The sequence below is a fragment of the Mycolicibacterium smegmatis genome (genome assembly GCF_001457595.1).
GTDB lineage: Bacteria > Actinomycetota > Actinomycetes > Mycobacteriales > Mycobacteriaceae > Mycobacterium > Mycobacterium smegmatis.
The window spans coordinates 6513601-6535200 of sequence record NZ_LN831039.1 but is presented as its reverse complement, the minus strand read 5'-3'; the positions used below and the strand labels follow the sequence as shown (position 1 = coordinate 6535200).

The following is a 21600-nucleotide window of genomic DNA, read 5'->3' as shown; positions in this document are numbered from 1 at the left end:
CAAACTAGACCCGCACACTGAATAATCCCTGGACGAAAAACCCGCGGCGAGAGCTGCTGATTACGCATCACCTGGGCCATTACGACGACGTAATCGGTAGTCTTCCCCGTGAAGAGGTACGAAATCCGCCGATCTAACTACGGGGAGTGAACATGACCCAATATGCAGTCACAGATCCGGCGACCGCCGAGGTCGTCGCCACCTATCCGACCGCGACCGACGCCGAGGTCCAGGCCGCGATCGAGGCTGCTCACAAGACCGGCCGCACCTGGGCGAAGAGCACGACCGTCGCGGAGCGCGCCGCGCTGATCCGCAAGGTGGCCGAGCTGCACGAGCAGCGTCGCGAGCAGCTCGCCGACGTCATCGTCCGCGAGATGGGCAAGCCCCGCGACCAGTCGCTTGGCGAGGTCGACTTCTGCGCGGCCATCTATCAGTACTACGCCGATAACGCCGAGAAGTTCCTGGCCGACGAGCCGATCGAACTGCTCGACGGCGAGGGCAGCGCCGTGATCAAGCGCTCGCCCATCGGCGTGCTGCTGGGCATCATGCCGTGGAACTACCCGTACTACCAGGTGGCCCGCTTCGCCGGCCCCAACCTGGTGGTGGGCAACACGATCCTGCTCAAGCATGCGCCGCAGTGCCCGGAATCGGCCGAGCTGCTGCAGCTGCTGTTCCTGGAGGCCGGGTTCCCGCAGGGTGCCTACGTCGACATCCGCGCCACCAACGAGCAGGTCGCCAACATCATCGCCGACCCGCGCGTGGCCGCGGTGTCGCTGACCGGTTCCGAGCGCGCGGGCGCCGCGGTCGCCGAGATCGCCGGCCGCAACCTCAAGAAGTGCGTTCTGGAACTCGGCGGATCCGATCCGTTCATCGTGCTGTCGACCGACGATCTCGACGCGACCGTGCAGGCCGCCGTCGACGGACGCATGGAGAACACCGGGCAGGCCTGCAACGCCGCCAAGCGGTTCATCGTCAACGAGAGCATCTACGACGACTTCCTCGCGAAGTTCACCGAAAAGCTGCTCGCGGCCGGCGAGGGCATCGCGCCGCTGTCCTCGGAGCAGGCCGCGGTCCGGCTCGAAGACCAGGTCAAGTCGGCCGTCGAGGCAGGCGCCAAGCTGACCGCGGCCGGCGAGCGCAAGGGCGCGTTCTTCCCGCCCGCGGTGCTCACGGGCGTGACCGAGGACAACCCCGTCTACCGCCAGGAGCTGTTCGGCCCCGTGGCGGTGGTGTACAAGGCCGGCTCCGAGGAGGAGGCCGTCCAGATCGCCAACGACACGCCGTTCGGCCTCGGCTCGTATGTGTTCACCACCGACTCCGAGCAGGCCGCCCGGGTGGCCGACAAGATCGAAGCCGGCATGGTGTTCGTGAACGCGGTCGGCGCCGAGGGTGCCGAACTGCCGTTCGGTGGCGTCAAGCGGTCCGGTTTCGGTCGTGAGCTCGGCCGGTACGGCATCGACGAGTTCGTCAACAAGAAGTTGATCCGCGTCGTCGACTAGTGCGGCTGCCGGGCCACGTGGGTCCGGGCATGTGCGACGGCGTCGTCGAGTGAATCGAGCAGATGGTTCTCGTGCCGAAGTGACTCGAACACACCGACATTCGCCAACAGGTCCATGTGCTCGGGCCGGACGCCCTTGATGATCACGGTGATTCCGCGCGACTCGAGTTCGGTGGTGATCTCGGCCAGCGTGTGCGCACCGGTGGCGTCGAGCATCCCCAGTTGTGACATCCGGATGATGACAACGGATACATGGGGATGCTCGGCGTCGGTGATCGCGTTCGAGATGCGCTCGGCCGCACCGAAGAACATCGCGCCGTCAAGGCGCAGCAGCGCGATCTGATCGTCGCCGGGCCGGCGTGGCCCGGGAAGCTCCTCACGCACCACACTGCTGCGGCGGGCCACCGAGCGCAGCGCGAAGAACGCCGCCACCAGGATGCCGATCTCGACGGCCTCGATCAGGTCGAAGCACACCGTGATCACCGCCGTCAGCACGAAGATCAACGCGTCCGACCGGGTGGAGCGGACGATCTTGCGGATCGTCGTCGCCGAGATCATCCGGAACGACGTCACCATCAGCACGCCGGCCAGCGCGGACAGCGGAATCGCCGCCACCGGGCCCGTGGCCAGGTAGACCACCGCCAGCAGGACGAGTGAGTGCACGATGGCCGAAAGTCGCGTCGCCGCACCGGAGCGCACGTTGACGGCCGTGCGCGCGATCGCGCCCGTGGCGGGCATACCGCCGAAAGCGCCGGAGGCCACCGACGCCAGGCCCTGCCCGACGAGTTCGCGGTCCGGGTCGTAGGGGCCCGTCGGCGACATCGTCGCGGCCACGCGTGCCGACAGCAGCGATTCGATGGCCGCGAGTGCGGCGATGGCCAACGCCGCGCTGAACATCGTGCGCAGCGTGTTCACATCAACGTGCGGCAGCACGGGAGCGGGCAGGTGCGACGGCAGCTCGCCGATTGCCGCGACCGGGATATCCAGCGCCACGACGAGTACGGTTGCGACGATCACAGCGGTCAGCGATGCGGGGATTCCGCTGTGCACCCTGGGCAGGACGGTCATCAGCACCGCGACAACCCCAACCACGGCAAGGGTTTTCGCGGCCTCGCCCCAGTCGGCGTTTCGCGCCACCGTGAACGCGGCGAGCAGCGTGCGCTCGCCCGCGGGGGCCTGCTGTGCCAGCGCGGCGGGCACCTGCTGCAGGAAGATGATGGCCGCGATGCCGAGCGTGAAACCCTCGATCACGGGCCACGGGATGAACGTCACCGCGCGGCCCAGTCCGGTGACCCCGGCCGCGAGCACCAACAGGCCCGCCAGCACCGTCACCAGCGCGATGCTGCCCAGGCCGTGCTCGGCGACTATGGGCGCGAGCACCACGGCCATCGCGCCTGTCGGCCCGGACACCTGGACGTGCGATCCGCCGAACACCGCGGCCACCAGGCCGGCCACCACGGCCGTGATCAGGCCCGCCGCGGCCCCGACGCCAGACGAGATGCCGAAGGCCAGCGCGAGTGGCAGCGCGACGACCCCGACGGTGATCCCGGCGAGGACGTCCTGGCGCCAGGTGTGCGGCAGGTCGGCGTAGTCGTTCTTGTGGGGCAGTAGGCGGGCGAGGTTGGCGAGCACGGTCATTTCTTCTTCCCGGCGGGTTTCTTCCCGATCGGCGGTAGCGAGCGCATCGCGGCCAACTGGTCCCGCTGCGCGCCGAGGGTGTCGGCCAGGAAGGTGCGGGCGATGACCAAGAGTTCGGAGATCTTCGGGTGGGCCAGTTCGTAGAACACCGCGTTGCCTGTTCGCTTACCGCTCACCACGTGGTGGCGCTTGAGCACGGCGAGATGTTGCGACAGCAGCGTCGGTTCGATGTCGGTCTCGGCGAGGATCGCGCTGACCGGAGTGGGTTCTGAACTGGCGGAGAGGATTTCGAGTATCCGTATCCGCGCCGGATGGGCGAGCGCCTTGAACAGGTTGGCCTTGATCTCGTAGAGCGGCTGTTCGGGGCTGCCCAGGAAGTTGTGCGGCACGACGGTCCTGATGACTTGATGGATTGATGAAGTTCTCAATTGATGGTAGCCGGTGGGCCGCCGTATCCGTAATGGCCGGCGACGGTGACACCGGGCACACTGGGGGTATGGGCGGAGTCTTGTACTTCGACGGCAACTGCGGGATGTGCACGCGCAGCGTGCACGCACTTGCGAGCCGTCAGCGCCGCGGTCTCGGCGGGCTACGGTTCGCGCATCCCGCTGTGGGTCTACCGCGTCCCGGGTGCCACACCGCACTGTGCGGCGCGGCCCGGGGACTGTTGATCAGCTGGGCGCGACCAGAGAGTTCAACTCGGTGCCGTCGTCGGACACCTGGACCAACGTGTCACCGATACGCCAGATCCTCCCGAACGAGTTTGCTTCTTTCGGCAACGACCACACCATCTCGCAGGTTTTCAGGTCGAAGGCCTTGGCGATCAGGTCCACCTGTGGGTTCGTCACCGCAATGACGGCAGTCGTGCCGTCGGTGCCGAAATACTTTCTGCCGAGATCGATTTCGCACGGCTTTCCTTTGTCACCCGACTTCAGGTCGTAGGGCTGCCAGTGTTGGAAATCCACATGGTTGCTCTCGTCCACATAAAGAGTGGTGCCGATCAACAATGTGTCATGGGGGCGTTCACCATCGACGGTTAGCAAGCGTGATCCTCGCGCAGTCACCACCGTCCAGCCCGAGAGGGAGGTGTCGATGTACAGACCTTCGGCGGCAGGAAAGCCCGTCAGACCCAGAGTGCCTATTGTTCTGCCAGTGAGGTCGAAGGACTCCACGGTTGGGTTGAATTTTTCGCCGTCCTTCAGCACGCGGGCAGAGAAACCGTCACCGTTGAACATCACATCGTCGAAGACCGCGCCCTCAGGGACTTCCGGGGTGAACACGTGCCCGTCGGTGAGGGAAAAGAACACGTAGTTCCCACCCGTACCCTCCGCGGCGATGTTCTTCGCCGGGCCGAACACCGTGCCGAGCCCTGGAATGAACCATGTCAGTTCGGCTTTCGGCCCGACTCCGTAGACGCCTTCTTTTTCCGTCACTGCGAGTAGATAGTCGCCTGTTCGGCGAGCTCGTAGGCCCGTGGACGAGAGCCGCAGCGGGGTGGGGCCGGTGTAGGTCACCTCACCGCCGCGCAGATCCACGACCCACGCAGTCGCCGCGGATCCGTCGTCGACCAGGCAGACCATGGCATCGGGGCCGTTGAGAAAGCATTCTGGCGCCCGCTCGCCGGTGTTCAGTTGAACCGCCGGAAAGAGCGTGTGGCCGTCGATGGCATCCAGACCGGTGAGCCACCACGACGTTCCCGACGGCCCGGATGAGCGCGCGAGGAAGTATGCGCGATTATCCAGCGTGTCGATGAGGGCGTCACGTGCGTACTTCTCGTTGCTGACAGCGATCCGTGTGGCGTCCCCGCCGGGCGCGGCGGGAGGCACCCCGAGATCGGTCACACTCGTTCGCCAACCGGGTACGGGCGCTTGCCCCATCGGTGACGACAGGTAGGCGGTCGGCGGTGGTTGCCATCTCGCACGTGCCCACATCTCAGACCCGCTGGCGTTCCACCAGATTCCCCCTGCAACTAGCGCCACAACCACCGCGAGGGCCGTGGCGAGGACGATCCAGGTGCGACGGCGTGATCGCGGCTGCGGGCTAGGCACGTCGCTGTAGGGCCTCATCCCCATTTCCAACACGCCATATGGATAAGGTGTCGAGATAGCAAGTGCTTGTCCTCAGTCGTCCTCTGCATACCGGTTCGCGAACATCTCCGCTTTCGCCCTGAGGACTGTATCGGGTGTCGGCAACCCGAGATTTCGTTCGAGGAAGCTATGAGTAGCTGCTGGGTCATGTCCGAGCAAGCGCATGATCTCGGCGATGATGGCATGGCGCGCTGCCGCGCCCTGCTGGCGAGCCATTGCGGAGACACCAATGATCTCTTCGGCAAGTTCGTGCTCTGTCAACTTGACGACCTGTGGCGCAAGTTCGACTCGAAGTATCTGGCCACCGGTGAGCGCGGTGGCGGTGACCGTTGCGGCAGAATTCGACGCCGACACGAGAAGGAGACTCTCCGCTTCGGGGGCGTCGTCGACGTCGGTTTGCGACGCTGTGCCGTCAGCGTCATTCTGTTCGTCGAGAGGCCCGGTGTAGTCGAGATCGGCTAGCTCATCAGTGTGGGGTCCGGGCTCTCCCCATGCGTCATCGTCGCCCCACGGGTCGTGGTCATACATCGAATGCGCCTAGGCGACAGAGCACTTCATCAGACTCCACAGGTGTCAATGTTGCCGGCCTCGGTGGAATCGGTGTTGTCGTAGTTCGTCGCAGCAGCTCGCAACTTCTCGGAGAGTTCAACCGAAACGCGTCGCAGTGCGCCTCCGGCGGCTGTTCGTGCTTCGACGGCGTCGGCCACGGCCCGATTGGTCAGTGCGCTGATGACACCGTGGGTTTCCCACATGTTGGTGCCGTTTTCGACCATTGACCGGTTGGCGCCATCGATCTCGCCGACGGCTTTGTCATGGACCGTCGACAGTTTGCGGATGTGGTCGGTGAGGACTGTCAGATTTTTTTCAAGGTCGCTCGACATGAAGCATCCCTTTCATCGTGCGGGAACGGCCTGCGGTGTATCGAGATTCTCAGAGCTTGGCGCCGCCGGAACAGGGGGTAGCGGAGCGGGCTGTGGTGTTGCGGGTGGTCCGTACTCAAACGGTTCTTCTGGCTCGGGCATTGTGAAAGGCGTCTCCGGGAGCGTGCGCTTGGGCGGAGCATCCGATCCGGCTTCGGGGAGTTCTGTAGCATCGCGACCCCGGGGAAGAGGGGACTTCGGCACGGCGAAGGGATCACAGGCAGCCTGTTCTCCAGAGGTGTCTTCCGCGACAAGCGCATAGGTGCCTGTGTGCTCCTTCACCCGCGCGGCGTTCTCGATGACGTTCTTGGTCAAGATCGCCATGGCGACATTCGCAGATTGGACCGCCAACCCGGCAACGGTCATATCGGCGATGAGCTGTGCGGCCTTGCCCGGGCCCGAGTAGTTCGCCACTGCGGTGGCCAGACCGTAGTCGTAGAGGAACTGAGAAATTTCGTCGAGGCGCCCGCGCGTTCGGAGAATCTGCTCGGCCTCAATCTTCAGGACGGCCGCGATGTTGGAGTCGGCGGCTTGCGTATCCGACGTCAACCGGCGGTGAGATGCATTTACCGCGTTGTACACCTGCGACGCAGTCCCGTCCCACCGGTCGAAGTGCGGTTCGGCATCGATCAGCGTATTAACGGCGTTAGCCAATTTTTCAGCAGAGCCTCGGAATCCCCCGCCGTCTTCGGGGTTGCCGTTGCCAGTTGTCGCCTTCATCGCCGCGATGGCCATTTGCGCCGCAGCCAGGATCCGCGAATCCGCGAGCTTGAGAACGGCGTCCATGATCGGGCCTGTTGCGACGTTCGGGAAGACGCCGAGGCTACCGAGGCCACCAATGACATCCTGGGCGTCGCCGATGAGTTTGCGACCGTTCGTCAAGGCGCCGTGGAAGTCGCCTTCCACGACGTCGCCCACGAATGCTCTGGCGTCATTGACGCCGTTGACTGCTCCGTTGACGATGTCAGCTGGATTGGGCAGCCCGATCTTGTCGGCGATCCTCCCGACATCGTCCAGAAAACCCACAGCATCCCCCTTTGCTGGAGTGAGCGTACAACAAGTTCTGGACCCTCCAGAGCGTTAGTTTGTGTAGCTGAGGCCACTCCCGGGGCACACTGGACACATGGATCCGGTCATTGCCCTGCGCCAGATCGCCTACTACAAGGACCGCGCGCGGGAAGACCCGCGGCGGGTGATGGCGTATCGCAACGCGGCCGACATCGTCGAGCGGCTGACCGAAGCCCAGCGTGACCGACTGGGGGCCACGAACGGCTGGCAGTCACTGCCCGGCATCGGCCCGAAGACCGCGAAGGTCATCGCGCAGGCCTGGGCCGGGCGTGAGCCCGACGCGCTCGTCGAGTTGCGGGGGAACGCAGCCGATCTCGGCGGCGGTGACATCCGCGCCGCGCTGCGCGGCGATCTGCACGTGCACTCGAACTGGTCGGACGGTTCGGCGCCGATCGAGGAAATGATGATGGCCGCAAGGGATCTCGGTCACGAGTACTGCGCCCTGACCGACCACTCACCGCGGCTGAAGATCGCCAACGGGCTCTCGCCGGACCGGCTGCGTGAGCAGCTCGACGTCATCGACGAACTGCGGGAGGCCGTCGCGCCGATGCGGATCCTCACGGGCATCGAGGTCGACATCCTCGAAGACGGTTCGCTCGACCAGGAGCCCGAGCTGCTGGAGCGCCTCGACGTCGTGGTGGCCAGCGTGCACTCGAAGCTCGCGATGGACGAGGCCGCGATGACCCGGCGCATGATCAAGGCCGTCACCAACCCGCACACCGACGTCCTCGGCCACTGCACTGGCCGGCTGGTGACCGGCGGTCGCGGTATGCGGCCCGAATCGAAGTTCGACGCCGAGAAGGTGTTCACCGCGTGCCGGGACGCGGGCACCGCGGTCGAGATCAACTCGCGCCCCGAGCGGCGCGATCCGCCGACCCGGCTGCTCAACCTCGCTCTGGAGATCGGCTGCGTGTTCAGCATCGACACCGATTCCCACGCGCCGGGCCAGCTCGAGTTCCTCGGCTACGGCGCCCAGCGGGCGGTGGACGCCGGTGTGCCGGCGGAGCGCATCGTCAACACCTGGCCCGCCGAGGCTCTGCTGGAGTGGGCGGCGACCTGATCAGGCGCCGAACGGATCATGTTCGGCCAGAAGCTTTTCCATGCGCGCCTCGTCGAGGCGCACGCGGATGGTGGCGGCCTCGTGCTGATCGCGGATCACCTTGGCAAGCGTGAAGGCGCTGGTGACGACGAACAGCGCGGACATGGCGAGGAACATCCGTTGCCACATGTCGATCGGCAGGAAAAGGATCCCTCCGAGTAGTCCGATGAGGCTCACGCCGAAGGCGATGGCGGCCTGGAGGAAGAAGGCGGCCGTGACCCTGGTGGTGTCGGTGAATGCGTTCATACGTCCGAGCCTGGCGGAACCTGCGGGCGGCCGGATGCGTGAGACTACTCAAATCCGTCAGTCCGGCAGCATGGGCATCTCCAGGCCTGGGTCGCGGCCGACCAGCACACCGCGGGTGAGCACGGCGTTGCCGAACCGCTGCCGCACCTGATCGATGGCCGAATCGATCGCGACCGGATCCGGTTGTTCGGCGAACGGCAGTTCCAGTTGTTGGGTGCCGCCACGGTCGATGTTGGACACCGCGAACCCGATGAGCGTGAGCCCGCGTTCGGCGATCAGCGGTGCGGCTGCGGCCACGAGTTCGCGTGCGGCGCAGAGGATCACGTCGGTCGATGCGGTGGCCCGCGGCATGGTGTGTGACCGGGTGGCGCGGCCGAAGTCGTCGAACCGCAGGCGCAGCACCACAGTGCGGCCGGTGCGTCCCGCGGCGCGCATGCGCCGGGTGATGCGGTCGACCAGGTTGACCACGACGGCGTCGACCTCGGCGGCGGACATGGAGTTGCCGCGCCGGCCCAGCGCGCGCTGAGCGCCGACCGAACTGCGTCGTACCCCTGTGGTGACCCGGCGGCGATCGATGTTGCGCGACAACGTGAAAAGCTGACGTCCCATCGCGCCGCCGACCATGCTGCCCAATGTGGCCTCGGACAGTTCGGCGACATCGGCCACCGTCTCGATGCCGTGGGCGCGCAGTTTCTCGGCGGTCTTGGCGCCGACACCCCACAGCCGACGCACGGGAAGCGGATGCAAAAACGCCAGTTCCCGGTCGGGTGGCACCAGGAGCAACCCGTCGGGCTTGCCCTCCTGGCTGGCGACCTTGGCCAGGAACTTGGTGCGCGCGATGCCGACGGTGATGGGCAGCCCGACCTGCTCGCGGACCCGTGCGCGCAGGCGCGCGGCGATCTCCACCGGCGTGCCCGACACCCGGGCCAGCCCGGATACGTCGAGGAACGCCTCATCGACCGACAGCGGTTCCACCAGCGGGGTGGTGTCGTGGAAGACCGCGAACACATCGCGGCTGGCCTGTGTGTAGGCCGCCATGCGCGGCGGGACCACAATGGCCTGCGGGCACAGGGCCCGGGCCTGGCCGCCGCTCATCGCGGTGCGGACGCCGTAAGCCTTGGCCTCGTAACTGGCCGCCAGCACCACACCGCCGCCGACGATCACCGGGCGTCCGCGCAGCGCCGGATCGTCGCGCTGCTCGACCGAGGCGTAGAACGAGTCGAGGTCAGCGTGCAGGATGCTCGCGGATTCCGCAGCGGACACGAACATATGTTCGCATCGAGGGGCGACAGATGCGAGAGGCGGCTACGCCGTCCCGACGGGCAAGGTGCCGTAGATGCTGTTGAGCCAGATGTGGGTGAGGGTGGCGACGACCTTCTCGGGTGCGACCCCGGGTTGCTCGTCGGCCAGCGCCGCCATCATGGTCCGCTCATTCATCAGGTTCAGAGACGTCGCCAGGTCGAGCGCCGGGATGGTGTCCGGCGCCGCGCCACGCTCGCGTTCGGCCGTGATCAGCGCCGCGGTCGCCGCGATCCACTTCTGCATCAGGCCCGACCAGAATTCCTTGAATTCCGGACTGCTCTTGAGGGCTTCGGTACCCGCCCGGGCCGTGGCGGGGTGGGACCCGAACGAGTTGAAGAAGATCTCGATGCCGCGACGGATCGCCCGCTGCGGGTCGGCGGGCATGCTCTCCACGGCGTTGTCGAAGCCCGAGTCGGCCCGCTTGATCAGCGGATCGATCAGCGACAACAGCACCGCTTCCTTCGACGGGAAATAGAAGTAGAACGTCGGCCGCGAGATCCCGGCGCCTTTGGCCAGGTCATCGACGGAGATCTCGGCGAACTTCTTGGTCTCCAGCAGGCGTTGGGCCGTCGCCAGGATCGCAGCTTCCCGGTCGTCACCCGACGGGCGCGCCGAACGGCGGCCGCGGGGCGTACGAGTCTGACTGGCGGTGGTCACGACCAGTAGCTTAACACCGCGTCGAAAATATCAACACACTGTTGACCGCATCAACACTGCGTTGATACCGTCGGTCCCATGACCGAACACTTCGACGTCGTGATCGTCGGTGCAGGGATCTCCGGCATCAGCACGGCCTGGCACCTCCAGGACCGCTGCCCGACGAAGAGCTACGTGATCCTGGAGCGCCGCGCCAACATCGGCGGCACGTGGGACCTGTTCAAATACCCGGGCATCCGCTCCGACTCCGACATGTTCACCCTGGGCTTCCGGTTCAAGCCGTGGACGTCGGCCAAGTCGATCGCCGACGGTCCGTCGATCTGGAACTACATCAACGAGGCCGCGCAGGAAAACGGCATCGACAAACACATCCGGACCAACCACCGGGTGCTGGGCGCCGACTGGTCGGACGCCGAGAACCGCTGGACCATCACCGTCGAGGCCGACGGCGAGCAGAAGCAGATCACCGCGTCGTTTTTGTCCGTGTGCAGCGGCTACTACAACTACGACCAGGGCTACTCGCCGGAGTTCCCCGGCGCCGACGACTTCGCGGGGCAGATCATCCACCCGCAGCACTGGCCCGAGGACCTCGACTACGCCGGCAAGAAGATCGTCGTCATCGGCTCGGGCGCCACGGCCGTGACGCTGATCCCGTCACTGGTGAACGGCGGGGCCGCGCACGTCACGATGCTGCAGCGGTCACCGACCTACATCGGGTCGCTGCCGCTGGTGGACCCGGTCGCCGAGAAGACCAACAAATACCTGCCCAAGAACCTCGCGCACTTCGTGAACCGCTGGAAGGCCATTGCATTCAGCACCGCGCAGTATCAACTGGCGCGCAAGTTCCCCAACTACATGCGCAAGACGCTGATGACCATGGCCCAGCGCAGGTTGCCCGAGGGTTTCGACGTGCAGAAGCACTTCGGCCCGCGCTACAACCCGTGGGACGAGCGACTGTGCCTGGCGCCCAACGGCGATCTGTTCAAGACCATCCGTGCCGGCAAGGCCGACGTGGTCACCGACACGATCGCGAAGTTCACCGAGACCGGCATCAAGCTGACCTCAGGTGAGGAGCTCACGGCCGACATCATCATCACCGCAACGGGTTTGAACATGCAGCTGTTCGGCGGCGCGAGCTTGACCCGCAACGGGCAGGAGGTCGATCTCACCGAGACCATGACCTACAAGGGTCTGATGCTCTCGGGTGTGCCGAACATGGCGATCACCTTCGGCTACACCAACGCGTCGTGGACGCTGAAGGCCGATCTGGTGTCGGAGTTCATCTGCCGCGTGCTGAACTACATGGACGACAACGGATTCGACCGTGTCGAACCCCAGCATCCCGGCGACGCCGTCGACGCGCTGCCGTTCATGGACTTCAACCCGGGCTACTTCCGCCGCGCCATGGACAGCCTGCCCAAGTCCGGGTCGCGCGCCCCGTGGCGGCTCAAGCAGAACTACTTCTTCGATCTGCGCATGATCCGCTACGACAAGGTCGACGAGGAATCGCTGCACTTCACGAAACACCGTGCGGCAGTCTCGGCTTCGTCGTCGTAGAGCAGATACGGAAACTGCCCCTTTCCCGCACGGGAAGGGGGCAGTTCTGCGTGTGCAGGAAGATCAGGGGGTGACGACGACGATGCCGTCCTCGTCGCAGTAGGCGATGTCGCCGGGGGTGAAGGTCACGCCGCCGAAGCTGACCTCGACATCGCGCTCGCCCTCGCCGGTCTTGGTGCCCTTGCGGGGGTTGGTGCCGAGTGCCTTGATACCGACGTCGATGGTGCGCAGCGCGGCGGCGTCGCGCACCGCACCGTTGACGATCACACCGGACCAGCCGTTGTCGGCCGCCAGACCGGCGATGACGTCGCCGACGAGCGCGGTGTGCAGGGAACCGGCGCCGTCGACCACGAGCACCCCGCCCTCACCCGGCGTCGAGAGGATCGACTTCAGCAGCGCGTTGTCCTGGAAGCAGCGCACCGTGGTGACCGGGCCTGCGAACATGATCTTGCCGCCGTAGTTCTGCAATTGCAGGTCACAGCTGCGGACGTCGGGATAGATCTCGTCGACGAGGTCGGCGGTGGCGCGCGGTTCGATACTCACCCCGCGATTATTTCAGGCCGCCCGCGGCGTCAGTCCTGCGCTCCGCGGCGCCGCGCCGCGAGCACCAGCAGCACGATCATGACCGCGGCCGCGATGGTGGGTCCCACCGGGAAGCGCGTGGAGTGATGCTCCTCGACCGGGACGGGCACCGGGCCCGACACCGGGTTGGGTGCGGCCTCCACAGTCGACTTGGCTTGTGCGGCAACCTCTTCCGCGGCCGCCGCGATCTCGTCGACGGGTGCTGCGGTGGGCTTCTCGACCGGCGCGGGCGCGGCGGGCTCGGCCTTCTTGGCCGGTGCCTTTTTCGCCGGTGCCTTCTTGGCGGGTGCTTTCTTGGCGGCCTTGGCCGGGGCCTTCTTCGCCGGTGCCTTCTTGGCCGGCGCTTTCTTGGCCGGCGCTTTCTTGGCCGGTGCCTTCTTGGCGGGAGCAGAATTGTCGCCGGAGCCCGATGCGCCGGCTGCCGAGTCCCCCGAGGGCGTCTGTGGATTCTCGGTGGGACGGTCCTGCTGCTCTGCCATTCTGGCTGCTCCTATGGGGTGTGTCGTATCCGCGCCAGCGCGGTGGGATGTGGCCGGCAGTCGTTCCCATCATGCCAGGCGGTCAGATCGTCACCCCGTGACGGCCAGAGCGGCCGCGAACGTCACCACGACGGCCATGGCCCCCAGTTCGACGAGTGATCGTCGCTGCGACAACCCCGCACTGCTGCGGTGCGCCCGCGCCGCGGGCAGCCAGCCGGACCGGTTCCGCCAGGCCAGGACCAACAATCCGGCCGTCACCAGCATCTTCGCCGACAACAGCCGGCCGTACCCGGTCACGACGAGGTCAGCGGGGGACTGCAACCGGACCAGCGCACCGACGACGCCGGCCACCAGCAGCACCGCGACGCAGCCCAGCGACAACTGGGAGAACCGCGGAAGCACGCGCGCCCACTGACCCCGATGGGTCACGGTGACCACGAGAGCCGCCAGCAACCCGCACCACAGCGCGGCGGCGAGCGCGTGCACGGCTACGGCCAGGCCGCCGAGCGGGCTCTCCGAGAGGTGACCGGCCAGAGTCCGGGCGGCCATCCCGGCCGCGGAGATGCCGACCGTCGCGAGCATCGCCGACGGCCCGGACACCACAGAGAACCGGGCCGGACGCTGCGTCGCCGACGCGACACCGCAGACCGCCACGGCGGCGACGATGCTGACCAGACCGGAGCGCCCGACGGTGGTGTACCAACCGAAGTCGGCCACAGTGCGCACACCGATGTGCCGCACCGAAAGACCCGCGGCCAGCGCGGCGTCGGTGACCAGGCGGACCAACTCGGCCAGCGCCCACACCGCGGCGGTCACGGCGAGCGGTGTCGCGGCAACGCGGGCGACGTCGGCGCGGTGACGTGCCTGGTCGAGCATCGGGACCGCGGCCAGTCCGAGCGTCGCGACCGCCGCGGCATCGGCCAGCGCGCGCACGGCCGCGCCGATGATCGGCGTGTGAGGGAAGGCCAGCGCCCACGCGGTGACGGCCGATGCGGCGATCACCAGGACGCCGCCCGCCATCGTGCGGCGGGTTACGCCCGGCGCCGCAGGGCCCACCAGGCTCCGCCACCGACTATCACGACGGCCGCGAGCACGAACGGCCACACGGGCAGTCCGTCGTCCTCGCTCGCCGCTGGCGCAGGCGCGGGGGCGACGGTGGGACCGGGCGTGCCAGGTCCTGCCACGGTCAGGTCGAACGACCACGATCCCGACACCACATGTCCGTCGGCCGAGGTGGCCCGGTAGTTGACGGTGTAGGTGCCCGCGGGTCCGAGCGGCCGGACACCGACGCTCACGACCGTGCCCTCGACCTGCGGGTCGTCGGTCGACCACAGGTTGCCGTCTGGGCCGACGACGGTCATGGCCGCAAACGCCTGCTGCATGGGTTCGTTGAACGTCGCGCTGACCCGCTGCGGGGACTCGGTCAGCGTCGTGTTCTCGGCGGGATCGGTGGAGATCAGGGCGGCGTGGGCCGATGCCGCGCCTGCCCCGGCCAGCGACGCCGAGACCAGGGTGAGTGCTGTCAGTGCAAAGGAGAGAAGTCGCGTCAGGACGCGCGAACGCGCCCCGTGAAGGGGTGTCATCGATGTCGGTCTTTCGTCAGAGGGGTCGTGGACAGGTCAGGCGGTGGCGCCGACCGGTGGACCTCTGTGCGAAATGGACGCAGCCAGGAACCGTGCCGACTGGGTCGGTTGATCGCTTCCGACGACGGTCCGTGGTGTCTCGGGCGCCGGCAGCACGTGTGCGGGCGCCGCGGGCACCCGCACGGCGCGAGAGACCACGGAGCACAACCGCGCGCCGCCCGCGATGAGCAGCGCGCCGAGCCACACCGCCGCGGCGTGCGCAGGCAGCATGACGACCCCGGGCCGCACCGCGTCGACGCCGTGCAGATGGCCCGCTGAGGTGAGCAACAGGTGCGACAGTAGTTGCCCCGTGCCGAGCAGGACCCACAAGACCCAGGTGCGGCCCGCGGCACGGGCCGTCGCGGCCACGGCACCCAGCGTCAGCGCGAGGACCGCGAGTTGCACGAGCACGGCGCCGCCCACCAGCGCGCCACCGGCGGCGCCGTGCGCGGCGAACGCCAGAGCAGGGGTGAGCAGTCCGACGGCCGCTCCGCGCAGCAAGGCGGCGGGATCGCGTCGGACGTCGGTCATGGACGGATCAGACCAGGCCCAACCGGGCCATCAGGTCGGCGTCGATGCCGTCGAGCTGCGCGGAGATGGCCGCATGGGCGCCGCGCCTGCGCGCCGACGGCATGTTCTCGGCGGCGGTGACCGCGGCCGCGAGGTCGGTGAGCCGGTCGTTGATCGCCGCGACGAACTGCTTGGTCTCGGCGTCTTTCGGCTTCTTCTCGGCGACCAGCCGCAGTGTCTGCTCGGCCCCGGCGATGCGCGCCGACAGCTGCGCGCCGTGTCCGGAGAACTGGCCGAGCTGGCTCAGTGGCACGCCGAGCTGATCGGCCCGGCGCTCGTCGATCGCGCCGCGCGCGGCGATCGCGGCGCGGTACACCACGGGCACCAGAACCGGCGCCAGCAAACGGGTGACGGTCAGCAGGCGGCGCACGCGCGTCGGCGAGAGCAACTTGCCTTCGCGCGCCGCGCGCAGCTGCGTCTCCGCGATCTTGAGAGCGTTGCGGTCGGTATCGCGCTGTGCCCTGAGCTGGGCTTTGAGCGCCTTCTGCTCGGCCTTGCGGTCGGCTTTGATGCGCCGGGCTTCGTTCTTTGCCGCGAGCCGCGCTTCGAGCTTGGCCTTGGCCTTGATCGCACGGGCTTCTGCGCGGCGGGTTGCGCGGCTCTTGCGTCGCGTGAACAGGCCCATTCCGGCTGCCTCCCGGTCATCTCGTGGTGTGTAGGTGAGCACCGCTGAACTGCTGCTGAACCACAGTATCGTCCGGTCGATTTGCTCTGCCGACTCGGTGTGCGGGGCGGTGGGTGAATCATCACAGCTAGCAAATCTGCACCCCGCGTTTGTGCGACAATCAGGTGACGTCTGTAAAGCCGATGCAGGTGCGCCGAAGGGGGGTGACTTCATGCGTTCGCGCGTGCGCGTCGCCGCATCAGCGTGTCTGGTCACCTCCGGCCTGTTCATGGCGGGTCTCGGCGGGGCGCTGGCGTTTGCCAACCCCGACGCCGGTTCTGACACCGCCGGGCAGGGCCCGGCCGGAGCCGACAGCGGTGCGCCGCAGGTCGCCGGACCGCGCGGTACCCACGGGCAGCGCCCGTCGCCGCGTCCCGGCGGTCCCGGCCACACCGGCCAGGCTCCGACGCACGGGCACTCCCGCCCACCCATGCACACCGGCACCAGACACCCCGGCAAGCCGCCCCGGCCGGGCCCACCGCGACCCGGCCACGGGCATCCGACCAAGACCGGTCATCCCGACCCGCCGCAGCAAACCGATCCCAGCCACACGCCCACCCGGCCGTCCCATACGCGACCGACCCGGCCACCTGGGTGGCCGGGCTGGCCCGGGTGGCCGCCGCATCACGGGCACTGGCCGACCAAGCCCACCAAGCCCACGAAACCCACCAAGCCGACCGAGCCCACGGAACCCACCGAACCGACCGAGCCGACGAGCCCGACACCGACCACGACCGTGATCCCCGGTGGTGTCGATGTCGGCGGTGGCAACGGCGTCGGTCCGAACGAGGCGCCCGAGGTTCCCCGGCCTCAGGTCCCGGACATGCAATTGCCGGGACCCCGGGTGGTCCAGAACTCCGGCGGCGGGGCCGCCGCAGAACCGCCAGGCGCGGCCGCCGAGGCCGTCGCGCCGCCGGTGCTGCTGCCCGTCGTCGTCGCGCCGGTCATCGTGCCTCCGGCACTTGCCGCCCCGCAGCCGGACGGCGGCGGCGGTCCGGGCGGTACCGAACCGCGCAGGCCCGCGGCGACGCCGACGCTGAAATTCCAGACACCGGCCACCGGCCAACCGCAGGCGGTCGGGGCACTCGACGCGGGCGCGCCGCCCGCGTCCTTCCGGGCCGGTTACACCGACTACCTGCGTACCGCCGAGGTTTTCGACATCGTGGCGGTCGCGGTTCCGGGGACGGCGGGCCTGCTCGGCCTCACCGGGCTGGGCGGACTGGTCGGCTACCGGCAGGCGAAGGCAGGTGTTGTGGTGCGCAGCAGCGCGTCGCGCTTCATGCCCTGACAACTGCCCGAGCAACCGCCCGAGGAGGCGCACCGGAAGTGGAAATGCTAGGAAAGGTCGGAAGGGGGAAACGTGTCAGCCAGTCGTAGCGTCACGCGCGCAGTGAACGCGGTGCTCGATCTCGCACCGCGTCGTGGGGAAGTGACGCTGACGCGCCTCGTCGACGCTGTCAGCGAAGACCGTGGCAGGCCCATCGAGATCACCATGGAAGAACTTCCGGTCGGCGTGTGTGGTCAGTGGCGTCAGTACGCCGACCGCGACGTGTTCCTCATCCAGCGCGGACTGCCGGCCTGGGACCGCACCCTCGCACACGAGCTCGGCCACCTGGTTCTGGGCCATGAGGGCATCTCCATCGTGGAGGCCGCCCAGGACAACGTCGAACTGGCCAGTTCCGATCTGATCAGTTACATGTTGAACCAGCGCACCGGGTGCATGGGACCCAACGGCGAGGACATCGAGCAAGAGGCCGAGGACTTCGCGGCGCTGCTCCTGTACCGCCTGGGCCGGCTACCGTCCGATCGATCGTCGATCGTGCAGGTACGGCTCGGAGAGGCGTTTGGTTGATCATCTGGGTGATCGCCGGGCTGCTCGGCCTGGCGACCGGACTGCGCATCGGATGGGCGCTGGTCAACAAGCAGTCACTGGTGAGCTCGGCGATGATCGTGGCGCTGGGCAGTCTCGGCGCGGTCGCGGCCCTCAACTGGCAGCCGCTGGCGCTGTTGATCGACACCCTGCTGCGGTGGCCCAATCTGGCCGTCGGGCTCAGCCAGGTGGCCCTGGTCGCCTGCGCGGCGGGCAGTTGCGTCATGATCACCTCCGCGTCCTCAGAGCGATCACCCGTCACCACCCGCCGAATCGCGTTCGCGCAGTACGGAATTGCCGCCGTCGTCGCGGTGATCAGCCTCGTGATGTTCTTCCTTGCCGGCAGGCAGCCCGAGATGGCTCCCGAGGAATACCTCAAGCACCAACTCGGCGACAACGGCATGTCGTGGTTGCTGCCGCTGCTGTACGTCTTGCTCGCGCTCACCCTCGTCGCGTGGGCGGGTCTGCGCTACTCCAACCGTAGCCGCCGCGGCCGGGCGCTGTTCGTCTTCACCGTGGGCATGGTGCTGATCGTCGCGGCCAGCGCCTTCTTCCTGCTGCGGGCGGTCGGAACGTCGGACACCATCGGTGTCGGCGCCGCGGCCACCCTGCTGGGCTGCGCGATGGTCGTGGTGGCCGCGGGGTCACTGCTGCCCAGCATCGAGGACTGGTTCGGCGCGCGTCAGGAGTTGCGGGTCATCGCGCCGCTGCTCGACGAGCTGGGCAAGCGCCAGCCCGACGTCGGGATCGGGGTGCGCCCGCGCGGGCCGCTGGTGTTCCGGGTCGCCGAGCGCATGTCGCTGATCTCCGACGCGCTGTACCTGGAAGCGACCGCGGCCGAATCCCGCAGACGCAAGGCGGCCCGGCACGGGTCGGGATCGGCCGACCGGCCGGTGCTCGACATACCCGAGGTCACGCCGCAAGAGCAGGCGCGCGCGGTGGCCCAATGGATCCACGACACGCGTGACGAGGACGCGCCGGCATCGGCTTTCCCCGGATTGAGTTGGTTGGGACAGCCCGAATCGCTGTCGGACCGGGAGTGGATCCTGGCCATCGCGCAGCAGTACCGCGAGATCGAACGGGCTGGAAAACACGTGTGAGCAGGTCCCGAACAGGACCTGCTCACACGTCACGACATCATTGCCGGGCGAGGCCCGGAATCGTCACTCCGCAGAGTCGAGTTGTTCGCGGCGGCGCAGTTCCTCGGCCTTTTGGACCAGGTCCTGCTGAGCCTCCGGCGACAATCCGACGGTGCGGGCAGCAATGCGGCGGACCCCTTCGTCACGCATGTTCGCGAGCCAGGTGAGTTCCTTGTCGAGCTTCTCGTAGTACTCGTCGTCGGTGAAGTACGCGGGCTTGATACGGAAGAAGTTGGCAAGAGCAGCCATGGTTGCGGCGGACGGGTTGGTGCGGTTCCCCGAACGCAGCTGCGAAAGATACGGAGCCGACATGGTGATGCCCTCGGACTTGAGCGCAGCAATCACCTCGGCAGACGTGTGGGGTCCGCGCCCGGGGGGATAAACCGTGTCGAACAGGCGGTTCAGACGGGCGGCGAACGTCTTGCTCATCGATTTGACCTCCACATGATTCATGAGCGGAACGAAAAGGCGGCGTATTTGCTGACTATCGTACCGAGTGTTGTGACGACAACCAAGTGCAAACCACGGAAAAGTTAACCTTGCTTCGTGTTTTGACCAGGATTACCGGCGAAACACGTGTCTTCGCCGCGCGCCGAGCGTGGTTTTGCGTCGTGTGACAACACAAATAGTGACGGTTGCGTTGTATTCAGTTGGGTGAGCTGCGGTCATTCTGTGAAAAAGCTGTGTTGACGTCGTAAGTGGGCAACGGATGATCAACCGGTACTCGCGGAATCAGGTATTTGCTAGAGCACAGACCTCGCCACCGACTCGTGGCGGATGCCGTTGTATACGACCGAGCGCACGTGCCGCCGCGGGGTCAGATCGCAAGGCCCGTACCAGGACCGCGTGAGAGTTGCCAGGCCATGATCGGGCCAGTCCTGGCGACGATCCGGGTGTCACGGGCGGACCCGAACGGCTGACGCGCCGGCATGCGCGAGCATCGGTGCAGGGTTGATTGCTGCCTCTGTGACAGTAGACAAGATCGGTGTGCCGGCGCCACCGCTGTGGCAACTGAGCCGGCATGTGCGGCGCAACCTCGGTGGCGCCGAGCCGCCCGAAGCCCCACAGCGTGCAGGCAGCAAACCGGCAGTGAAAAACCATGATCGGTGGTCAGCGCGTTGATCTTGATAAAGGGGTGGGCGTGTCGCGTTCGCTCACGCAGCCAGCAACATTGCCAGGATCGCGGTGTCGGGGTGGCTGATGGGATCGACGCCGACACGGCTCACCATCGACGTGACGGTGCCGTCGGCCTCGGCCTCGACCCAGGCCGCGCGGTGTTCGAGACCCAGATGCGGAAGTCCCGGCAGCAGCACGCACCCCGACGCCGCGCCCGCGCACTCGGGCAGCGACGGCGTCGTCTCCGACGGCGGGTGCAACATCAAGAGCGCAGGCGGTTGGTGTTCGGCGAAATATCCCGGCGGCACCGCGGCCTCGCCGACCACCGGGCCCTCGGCCATGACCAGGCCGACGGTGCCGGGCTGCGGTTCATCCGGCAGCTCTTCGCGGACACCGAAAATCGTTGTGGTGGACAGTAATCCCGGCCAGGATGCGACCCGTACCGTCGCCATCAACAACTGCGCCCACTCCTTGGTCGAGTCGGGCCAGCGTCCTGACACCACGAAACCCTTGAGTGATCCGCCGGAATGAAACGGGGCGATCTCGATCGCCCGACCGGACCGATTATCCATTTTGCCTCCAGGACATCGGTGTTGGCCTGTCCGCGGCACCTCGATGTGCCGATGAATTCAGGATGCGTCAGGTCGGCAAACCGTGCAAGCGACACGACCTGCGCGGCTGTACGGTCCCGAAAACGAGGGCGGGGCGTCGCGCGAATCGCGCGACGCCCCTCGTTCACCAGATCAGGCGGTCGGTGCCGACCGGGTGTCAGATGCCTCTTTGTGAGCGGATCAGCCGAAGATCAGACCGCTGGTCTTGGAAGTGGCTGCCGCGAAGCGGTTCTGCACGTCCTCCCAGTTGACGACGTTCCAGAAGGCCTTGACGTAGTCGGCCTTGACGTTCTTGTACTGCAGGTAGAACGCGTGCTCCCACATGTCGACCTGGAGCAGCGGGATGATGCCGAGCGGCACGTTGGCCTGCTGGTCGTAGAGCTGGAAGGTCAGCAGACGGCCACCGAGGCTGTCGTATCCGAGCACCGCCCAGCCCGAACCCTGCAGGCCGTTGGCCGCAGCGGTGAACTGTGCCTGGAACTTGTCGAACGAGCCGAACTGGTCGTCGATCGCGGCCGCGAGCTCGCCGGTGGGCTTGTCGCCACCGTTGGGGGAGAGGTTCTTCCACCAGATCGAGTGGTTGATGTGGCCACCGAGATGGAACGCGAGGTTCTTCTCGTTCAGGAAGATGGCCGCGTGGTCACCGTTGGCCCGTGCCTCCTCGAGCTTGGCAATCGCGTCGTTCACACCCTTGACGTAGGTCGCGTGGTGCTTGCTGTGGTGCAGCTCGTTGATCTGACCGGAGATATGGGGCTCGAGGGCTCCATAGTCGTAATCCAGGTCCGGCAGGGTGTATTCAGCCACGAGATTCCTTCCTCATATGTGATTGTGGAGCTGTGGACGTCAGAAAGATCGACGCTCCGAAAGCATCGTCA

At 67.0% G+C, this 21600-nt stretch carries 24 protein-coding genes; 6 read left to right on the top strand and 18 right to left on the bottom strand.

The genetic code is table 11. The features are described from left to right. Positions 1-152 precede the first annotated feature (152 nt). Entirely contained in the window at positions 153-1499 is a 1347-nt protein-coding gene (locus tag AT701_RS31610) for an NAD-dependent succinate-semialdehyde dehydrogenase (protein WP_003897865.1), read from the top strand. Here the strand turns inward: AT701_RS31610 and AT701_RS31605 are convergent. From AT701_RS31605 to AT701_RS31580, 6 genes are all read right to left on the bottom strand, one after another. Next, positions 1496-3136, bottom strand: coding sequence for a SulP family inorganic anion transporter (locus AT701_RS31605; RefSeq protein ID WP_058127259.1), 1641 nt, complete (start codon positions 3134-3136; stop codon positions 1496-1498). The two genes, AT701_RS31610 and AT701_RS31605, sit on opposite strands and share 4 nt — an antisense overlap. Then, entirely contained in the window at positions 3133-3525 is a 393-nt protein-coding gene (locus AT701_RS31600; protein WP_058127258.1) for an ArsR/SmtB family transcription factor, read from the bottom strand. Before AT701_RS31600 ends, AT701_RS31605 begins: the two co-directional genes overlap by 4 nt. Before the next feature lie 282 nt (positions 3526-3807). Then, positions 3808-5202, bottom strand: coding sequence for a 9-bladed beta-propeller domain-containing protein (locus AT701_RS31595; RefSeq protein ID WP_036454028.1), 1395 nt, complete (start codon positions 5200-5202; stop codon positions 3808-3810). Between the two features lie 54 nt (positions 5203-5256). Then, entirely contained in the window at positions 5257-5751 is a 495-nt protein-coding gene (locus AT701_RS35880) for a hypothetical protein (protein ID WP_223495891.1), read from the bottom strand. 29 nt (positions 5752-5780) lie between these two features. After that, positions 5781-6104 carry an ESX-1 secretion-associated protein gene (locus AT701_RS31585; RefSeq protein WP_003897859.1) on the bottom strand — a complete coding sequence of 108 codons (324 nt, stop codon included), beginning with the start codon at positions 6102-6104 and terminating at the stop codon, positions 5781-5783. A 12-nt stretch (positions 6105-6116) separates the two neighbouring features. Then, complete coding sequence (locus AT701_RS31580; RefSeq protein ID WP_058127257.1) at positions 6117-7169, bottom strand: EspA/EspE family type VII secretion system effector; 1053 nt, start codon at positions 7167-7169, stop codon at positions 6117-6119. A gap of 97 nt (positions 7170-7266) precedes the next feature. Between AT701_RS31580 and AT701_RS31575 the strand changes: the two genes are divergently transcribed. Continuing rightward, positions 7267-8271: a PHP domain-containing protein gene (locus AT701_RS31575; RefSeq protein ID WP_058127256.1), complete on the top strand. Its 1005-nt coding sequence runs from the start codon at positions 7267-7269 to the stop codon at positions 8269-8271. Here the strand turns inward: AT701_RS31575 and AT701_RS31570 are convergent, their stop codons facing one another. From AT701_RS31570 to AT701_RS31560, 3 genes are read right to left on the bottom strand one after another with little or no spacing between them, the layout of a single operon-like run. Then, the gene (locus AT701_RS31570; RefSeq protein WP_058127255.1) at positions 8272-8556 is read right to left on the bottom strand and encodes a YiaA/YiaB family inner membrane protein; all 285 of its coding nucleotides are present in this window, start codon (positions 8554-8556) and stop codon (positions 8272-8274) included. It abuts the gene before it with no gap. 57 nt (positions 8557-8613) lie between these two features. Then, positions 8614-9825: a DNA polymerase IV gene (gene dinB / locus AT701_RS31565; RefSeq protein ID WP_058127254.1), complete on the bottom strand. Its 1212-nt coding sequence runs from the start codon at positions 9823-9825 to the stop codon at positions 8614-8616. Between the two features lie 36 nt (positions 9826-9861). Next, positions 9862-10515 carry a TetR/AcrR family transcriptional regulator gene (locus tag AT701_RS31560; protein ID WP_011731283.1) on the bottom strand — a complete coding sequence of 218 codons (654 nt, stop codon included), beginning with the start codon at positions 10513-10515 and terminating at the stop codon, positions 9862-9864. Between the two features lie 78 nt (positions 10516-10593). Here AT701_RS31560 and AT701_RS31555 point away from each other — a divergent pair, with 78 nt between their 5' ends. Next, entirely contained in the window at positions 10594-12072 is a 1479-nt protein-coding gene (locus tag AT701_RS31555; protein WP_003897853.1) for a flavin-containing monooxygenase, read from the top strand. Between the two features lie 63 nt (positions 12073-12135). On the opposite strand, the gene rraA is transcribed toward AT701_RS31555, so the two are convergent. From rraA to AT701_RS31525, 6 genes are all read right to left on the bottom strand, one after another. After that, the gene (rraA, locus tag AT701_RS31550; protein ID WP_058127253.1) at positions 12136-12615 is read right to left on the bottom strand and encodes a ribonuclease E activity regulator RraA; all 480 of its coding nucleotides are present in this window, start codon (positions 12613-12615) and stop codon (positions 12136-12138) included. A 29-nt stretch (positions 12616-12644) separates the two neighbouring features. Further along, positions 12645-13133, bottom strand: coding sequence for a hypothetical protein (locus tag AT701_RS31545; protein ID WP_058127252.1), 489 nt, complete (start codon positions 13131-13133; stop codon positions 12645-12647). A gap of 90 nt (positions 13134-13223) precedes the next feature. Then, positions 13224-14153, bottom strand: a complete 930-nt coding sequence (locus AT701_RS31540; RefSeq protein ID WP_081319750.1) for a CopD family protein — start codon at positions 14151-14153, stop codon at positions 13224-13226. Between the two features lie 11 nt (positions 14154-14164). Then, positions 14165-14716, bottom strand: coding sequence for a copper resistance CopC family protein (locus AT701_RS31535; RefSeq protein ID WP_058127250.1), 552 nt, complete (start codon positions 14714-14716; stop codon positions 14165-14167). Between the two features lie 36 nt (positions 14717-14752). Continuing rightward, positions 14753-15286, bottom strand: a complete 534-nt coding sequence (locus AT701_RS31530) for a hypothetical protein (protein WP_058127249.1) — start codon at positions 15284-15286, stop codon at positions 14753-14755. 7 nt (positions 15287-15293) lie between these two features. Then, the gene (locus AT701_RS31525; RefSeq protein WP_058127782.1) at positions 15294-15950 is read right to left on the bottom strand and encodes a DUF6474 family protein; all 657 of its coding nucleotides are present in this window, start codon (positions 15948-15950) and stop codon (positions 15294-15296) included. 211 nt (positions 15951-16161) lie between these two features. Here AT701_RS31525 and AT701_RS35425 point away from each other — a divergent pair, with 211 nt between their 5' ends. The 3 genes from AT701_RS35425 to AT701_RS31510 all read left to right on the top strand — a co-directional run bounded on the left by AT701_RS35425 (position 16162) and on the right by AT701_RS31510 (position 18959). Next, positions 16162-17277, top strand: coding sequence for a hypothetical protein (locus AT701_RS35425; RefSeq protein ID WP_058127248.1), 1116 nt, complete (start codon positions 16162-16164; stop codon positions 17275-17277). Between the two features lie 72 nt (positions 17278-17349). Next, positions 17350-17841 carry an MDR/zinc-dependent alcohol dehydrogenase-like family protein gene (locus tag AT701_RS31515; protein WP_014878644.1) on the top strand — a complete coding sequence of 164 codons (492 nt, stop codon included), beginning with the start codon at positions 17350-17352 and terminating at the stop codon, positions 17839-17841. Beyond that, on the top strand, positions 17838-18959 hold the full coding sequence (locus AT701_RS31510; protein WP_058127247.1) for a hypothetical protein: 1122 nt from the start codon (positions 17838-17840) through the stop codon (positions 18957-18959). The genes AT701_RS31515 and AT701_RS31510 overlap by 4 nt, the downstream gene beginning before the upstream one ends. Positions 18960-19022: 63 nt before the next feature. Here AT701_RS31510 and AT701_RS31505 read toward each other — a convergent pair whose 3' ends face one another. The 3 genes from AT701_RS31505 to AT701_RS31490 form a co-directional block, all read right to left on the bottom strand. After that, positions 19023-19427 carry a secretion protein EspR gene (locus AT701_RS31505; protein WP_003897840.1) on the bottom strand — a complete coding sequence of 135 codons (405 nt, stop codon included), beginning with the start codon at positions 19425-19427 and terminating at the stop codon, positions 19023-19025. Positions 19428-20152: 725 nt separating this feature from the next. Next, complete coding sequence (locus AT701_RS31495; RefSeq protein WP_003897837.1) at positions 20153-20686, bottom strand: hypothetical protein; 534 nt, start codon at positions 20684-20686, stop codon at positions 20153-20155. Between the two features lie 219 nt (positions 20687-20905). Further along, entirely contained in the window at positions 20906-21529 is a 624-nt protein-coding gene (locus AT701_RS31490; protein ID WP_003897836.1) for a superoxide dismutase, read from the bottom strand. Positions 21530-21600: the final 71 nt, after the last annotated feature.

What these genes read in the sequence shown, in the direction of transcription:
- AT701_RS31610 (WP_003897865.1), top strand. Translation starts at nt 153, where the DNA reads ATGACCCAATATGCAGTCACAGATCCGGCGACCGCCGAGGTCGTCGCC.
- AT701_RS31605 (WP_058127259.1), bottom strand. Translation starts at nt 3,136, where the DNA reads ATGACCGTGCTCGCCAACCTCGCCCGCCTACTGCCCCACAAGAACGAC.
- AT701_RS31595 (WP_036454028.1), bottom strand. Translation starts at nt 5,202, where the DNA reads ATGAGGCCCTACAGCGACGTGCCTAGCCCGCAGCCGCGATCACGCCGT.
- AT701_RS35880 (WP_223495891.1), bottom strand. Translation starts at nt 5,751, where the DNA reads ATGTATGACCACGACCCGTGGGGCGACGATGACGCATGGGGAGAGCCC.
- AT701_RS31585 (WP_003897859.1), bottom strand. Translation starts at nt 6,104, where the DNA reads ATGTCGAGCGACCTTGAAAAAAATCTGACAGTCCTCACCGACCACATC.
- AT701_RS31575 (WP_058127256.1), top strand. Translation starts at nt 7,267, where the DNA reads ATGGATCCGGTCATTGCCCTGCGCCAGATCGCCTACTACAAGGACCGC.
- AT701_RS31570 (WP_058127255.1), bottom strand. Translation starts at nt 8,556, where the DNA reads ATGAACGCATTCACCGACACCACCAGGGTCACGGCCGCCTTCTTCCTC.
- dinB (WP_058127254.1), bottom strand. Translation starts at nt 9,825, where the DNA reads ATGTTCGTGTCCGCTGCGGAATCCGCGAGCATCCTGCACGCTGACCTC.
- AT701_RS31555 (WP_003897853.1), top strand. Translation starts at nt 10,594, where the DNA reads ATGACCGAACACTTCGACGTCGTGATCGTCGGTGCAGGGATCTCCGGC.
- AT701_RS31545 (WP_058127252.1), bottom strand. Translation starts at nt 13,133, where the DNA reads ATGGCAGAGCAGCAGGACCGTCCCACCGAGAATCCACAGACGCCCTCG.
- AT701_RS31540 (WP_081319750.1), bottom strand. Translation starts at nt 14,153, where the DNA reads ATGGCGGGCGGCGTCCTGGTGATCGCCGCATCGGCCGTCACCGCGTGG.
- AT701_RS31535 (WP_058127250.1), bottom strand. Translation starts at nt 14,716, where the DNA reads ATGACACCCCTTCACGGGGCGCGTTCGCGCGTCCTGACGCGACTTCTC.
- AT701_RS31530 (WP_058127249.1), bottom strand. Translation starts at nt 15,286, where the DNA reads ATGACCGACGTCCGACGCGATCCCGCCGCCTTGCTGCGCGGAGCGGCC.
- AT701_RS31525 (WP_058127782.1), bottom strand. Translation starts at nt 15,950, where the DNA reads ATGGGCCTGTTCACGCGACGCAAGAGCCGCGCAACCCGCCGCGCAGAA.
- AT701_RS35425 (WP_058127248.1), top strand. Translation starts at nt 16,162, where the DNA reads ATGCGTTCGCGCGTGCGCGTCGCCGCATCAGCGTGTCTGGTCACCTCC.
- AT701_RS31505 (WP_003897840.1), bottom strand. Translation starts at nt 19,427, where the DNA reads ATGAGCAAGACGTTCGCCGCCCGTCTGAACCGCCTGTTCGACACGGTT.
- AT701_RS31495 (WP_003897837.1), bottom strand. Translation starts at nt 20,686, where the DNA reads ATGGATAATCGGTCCGGTCGGGCGATCGAGATCGCCCCGTTTCATTCC.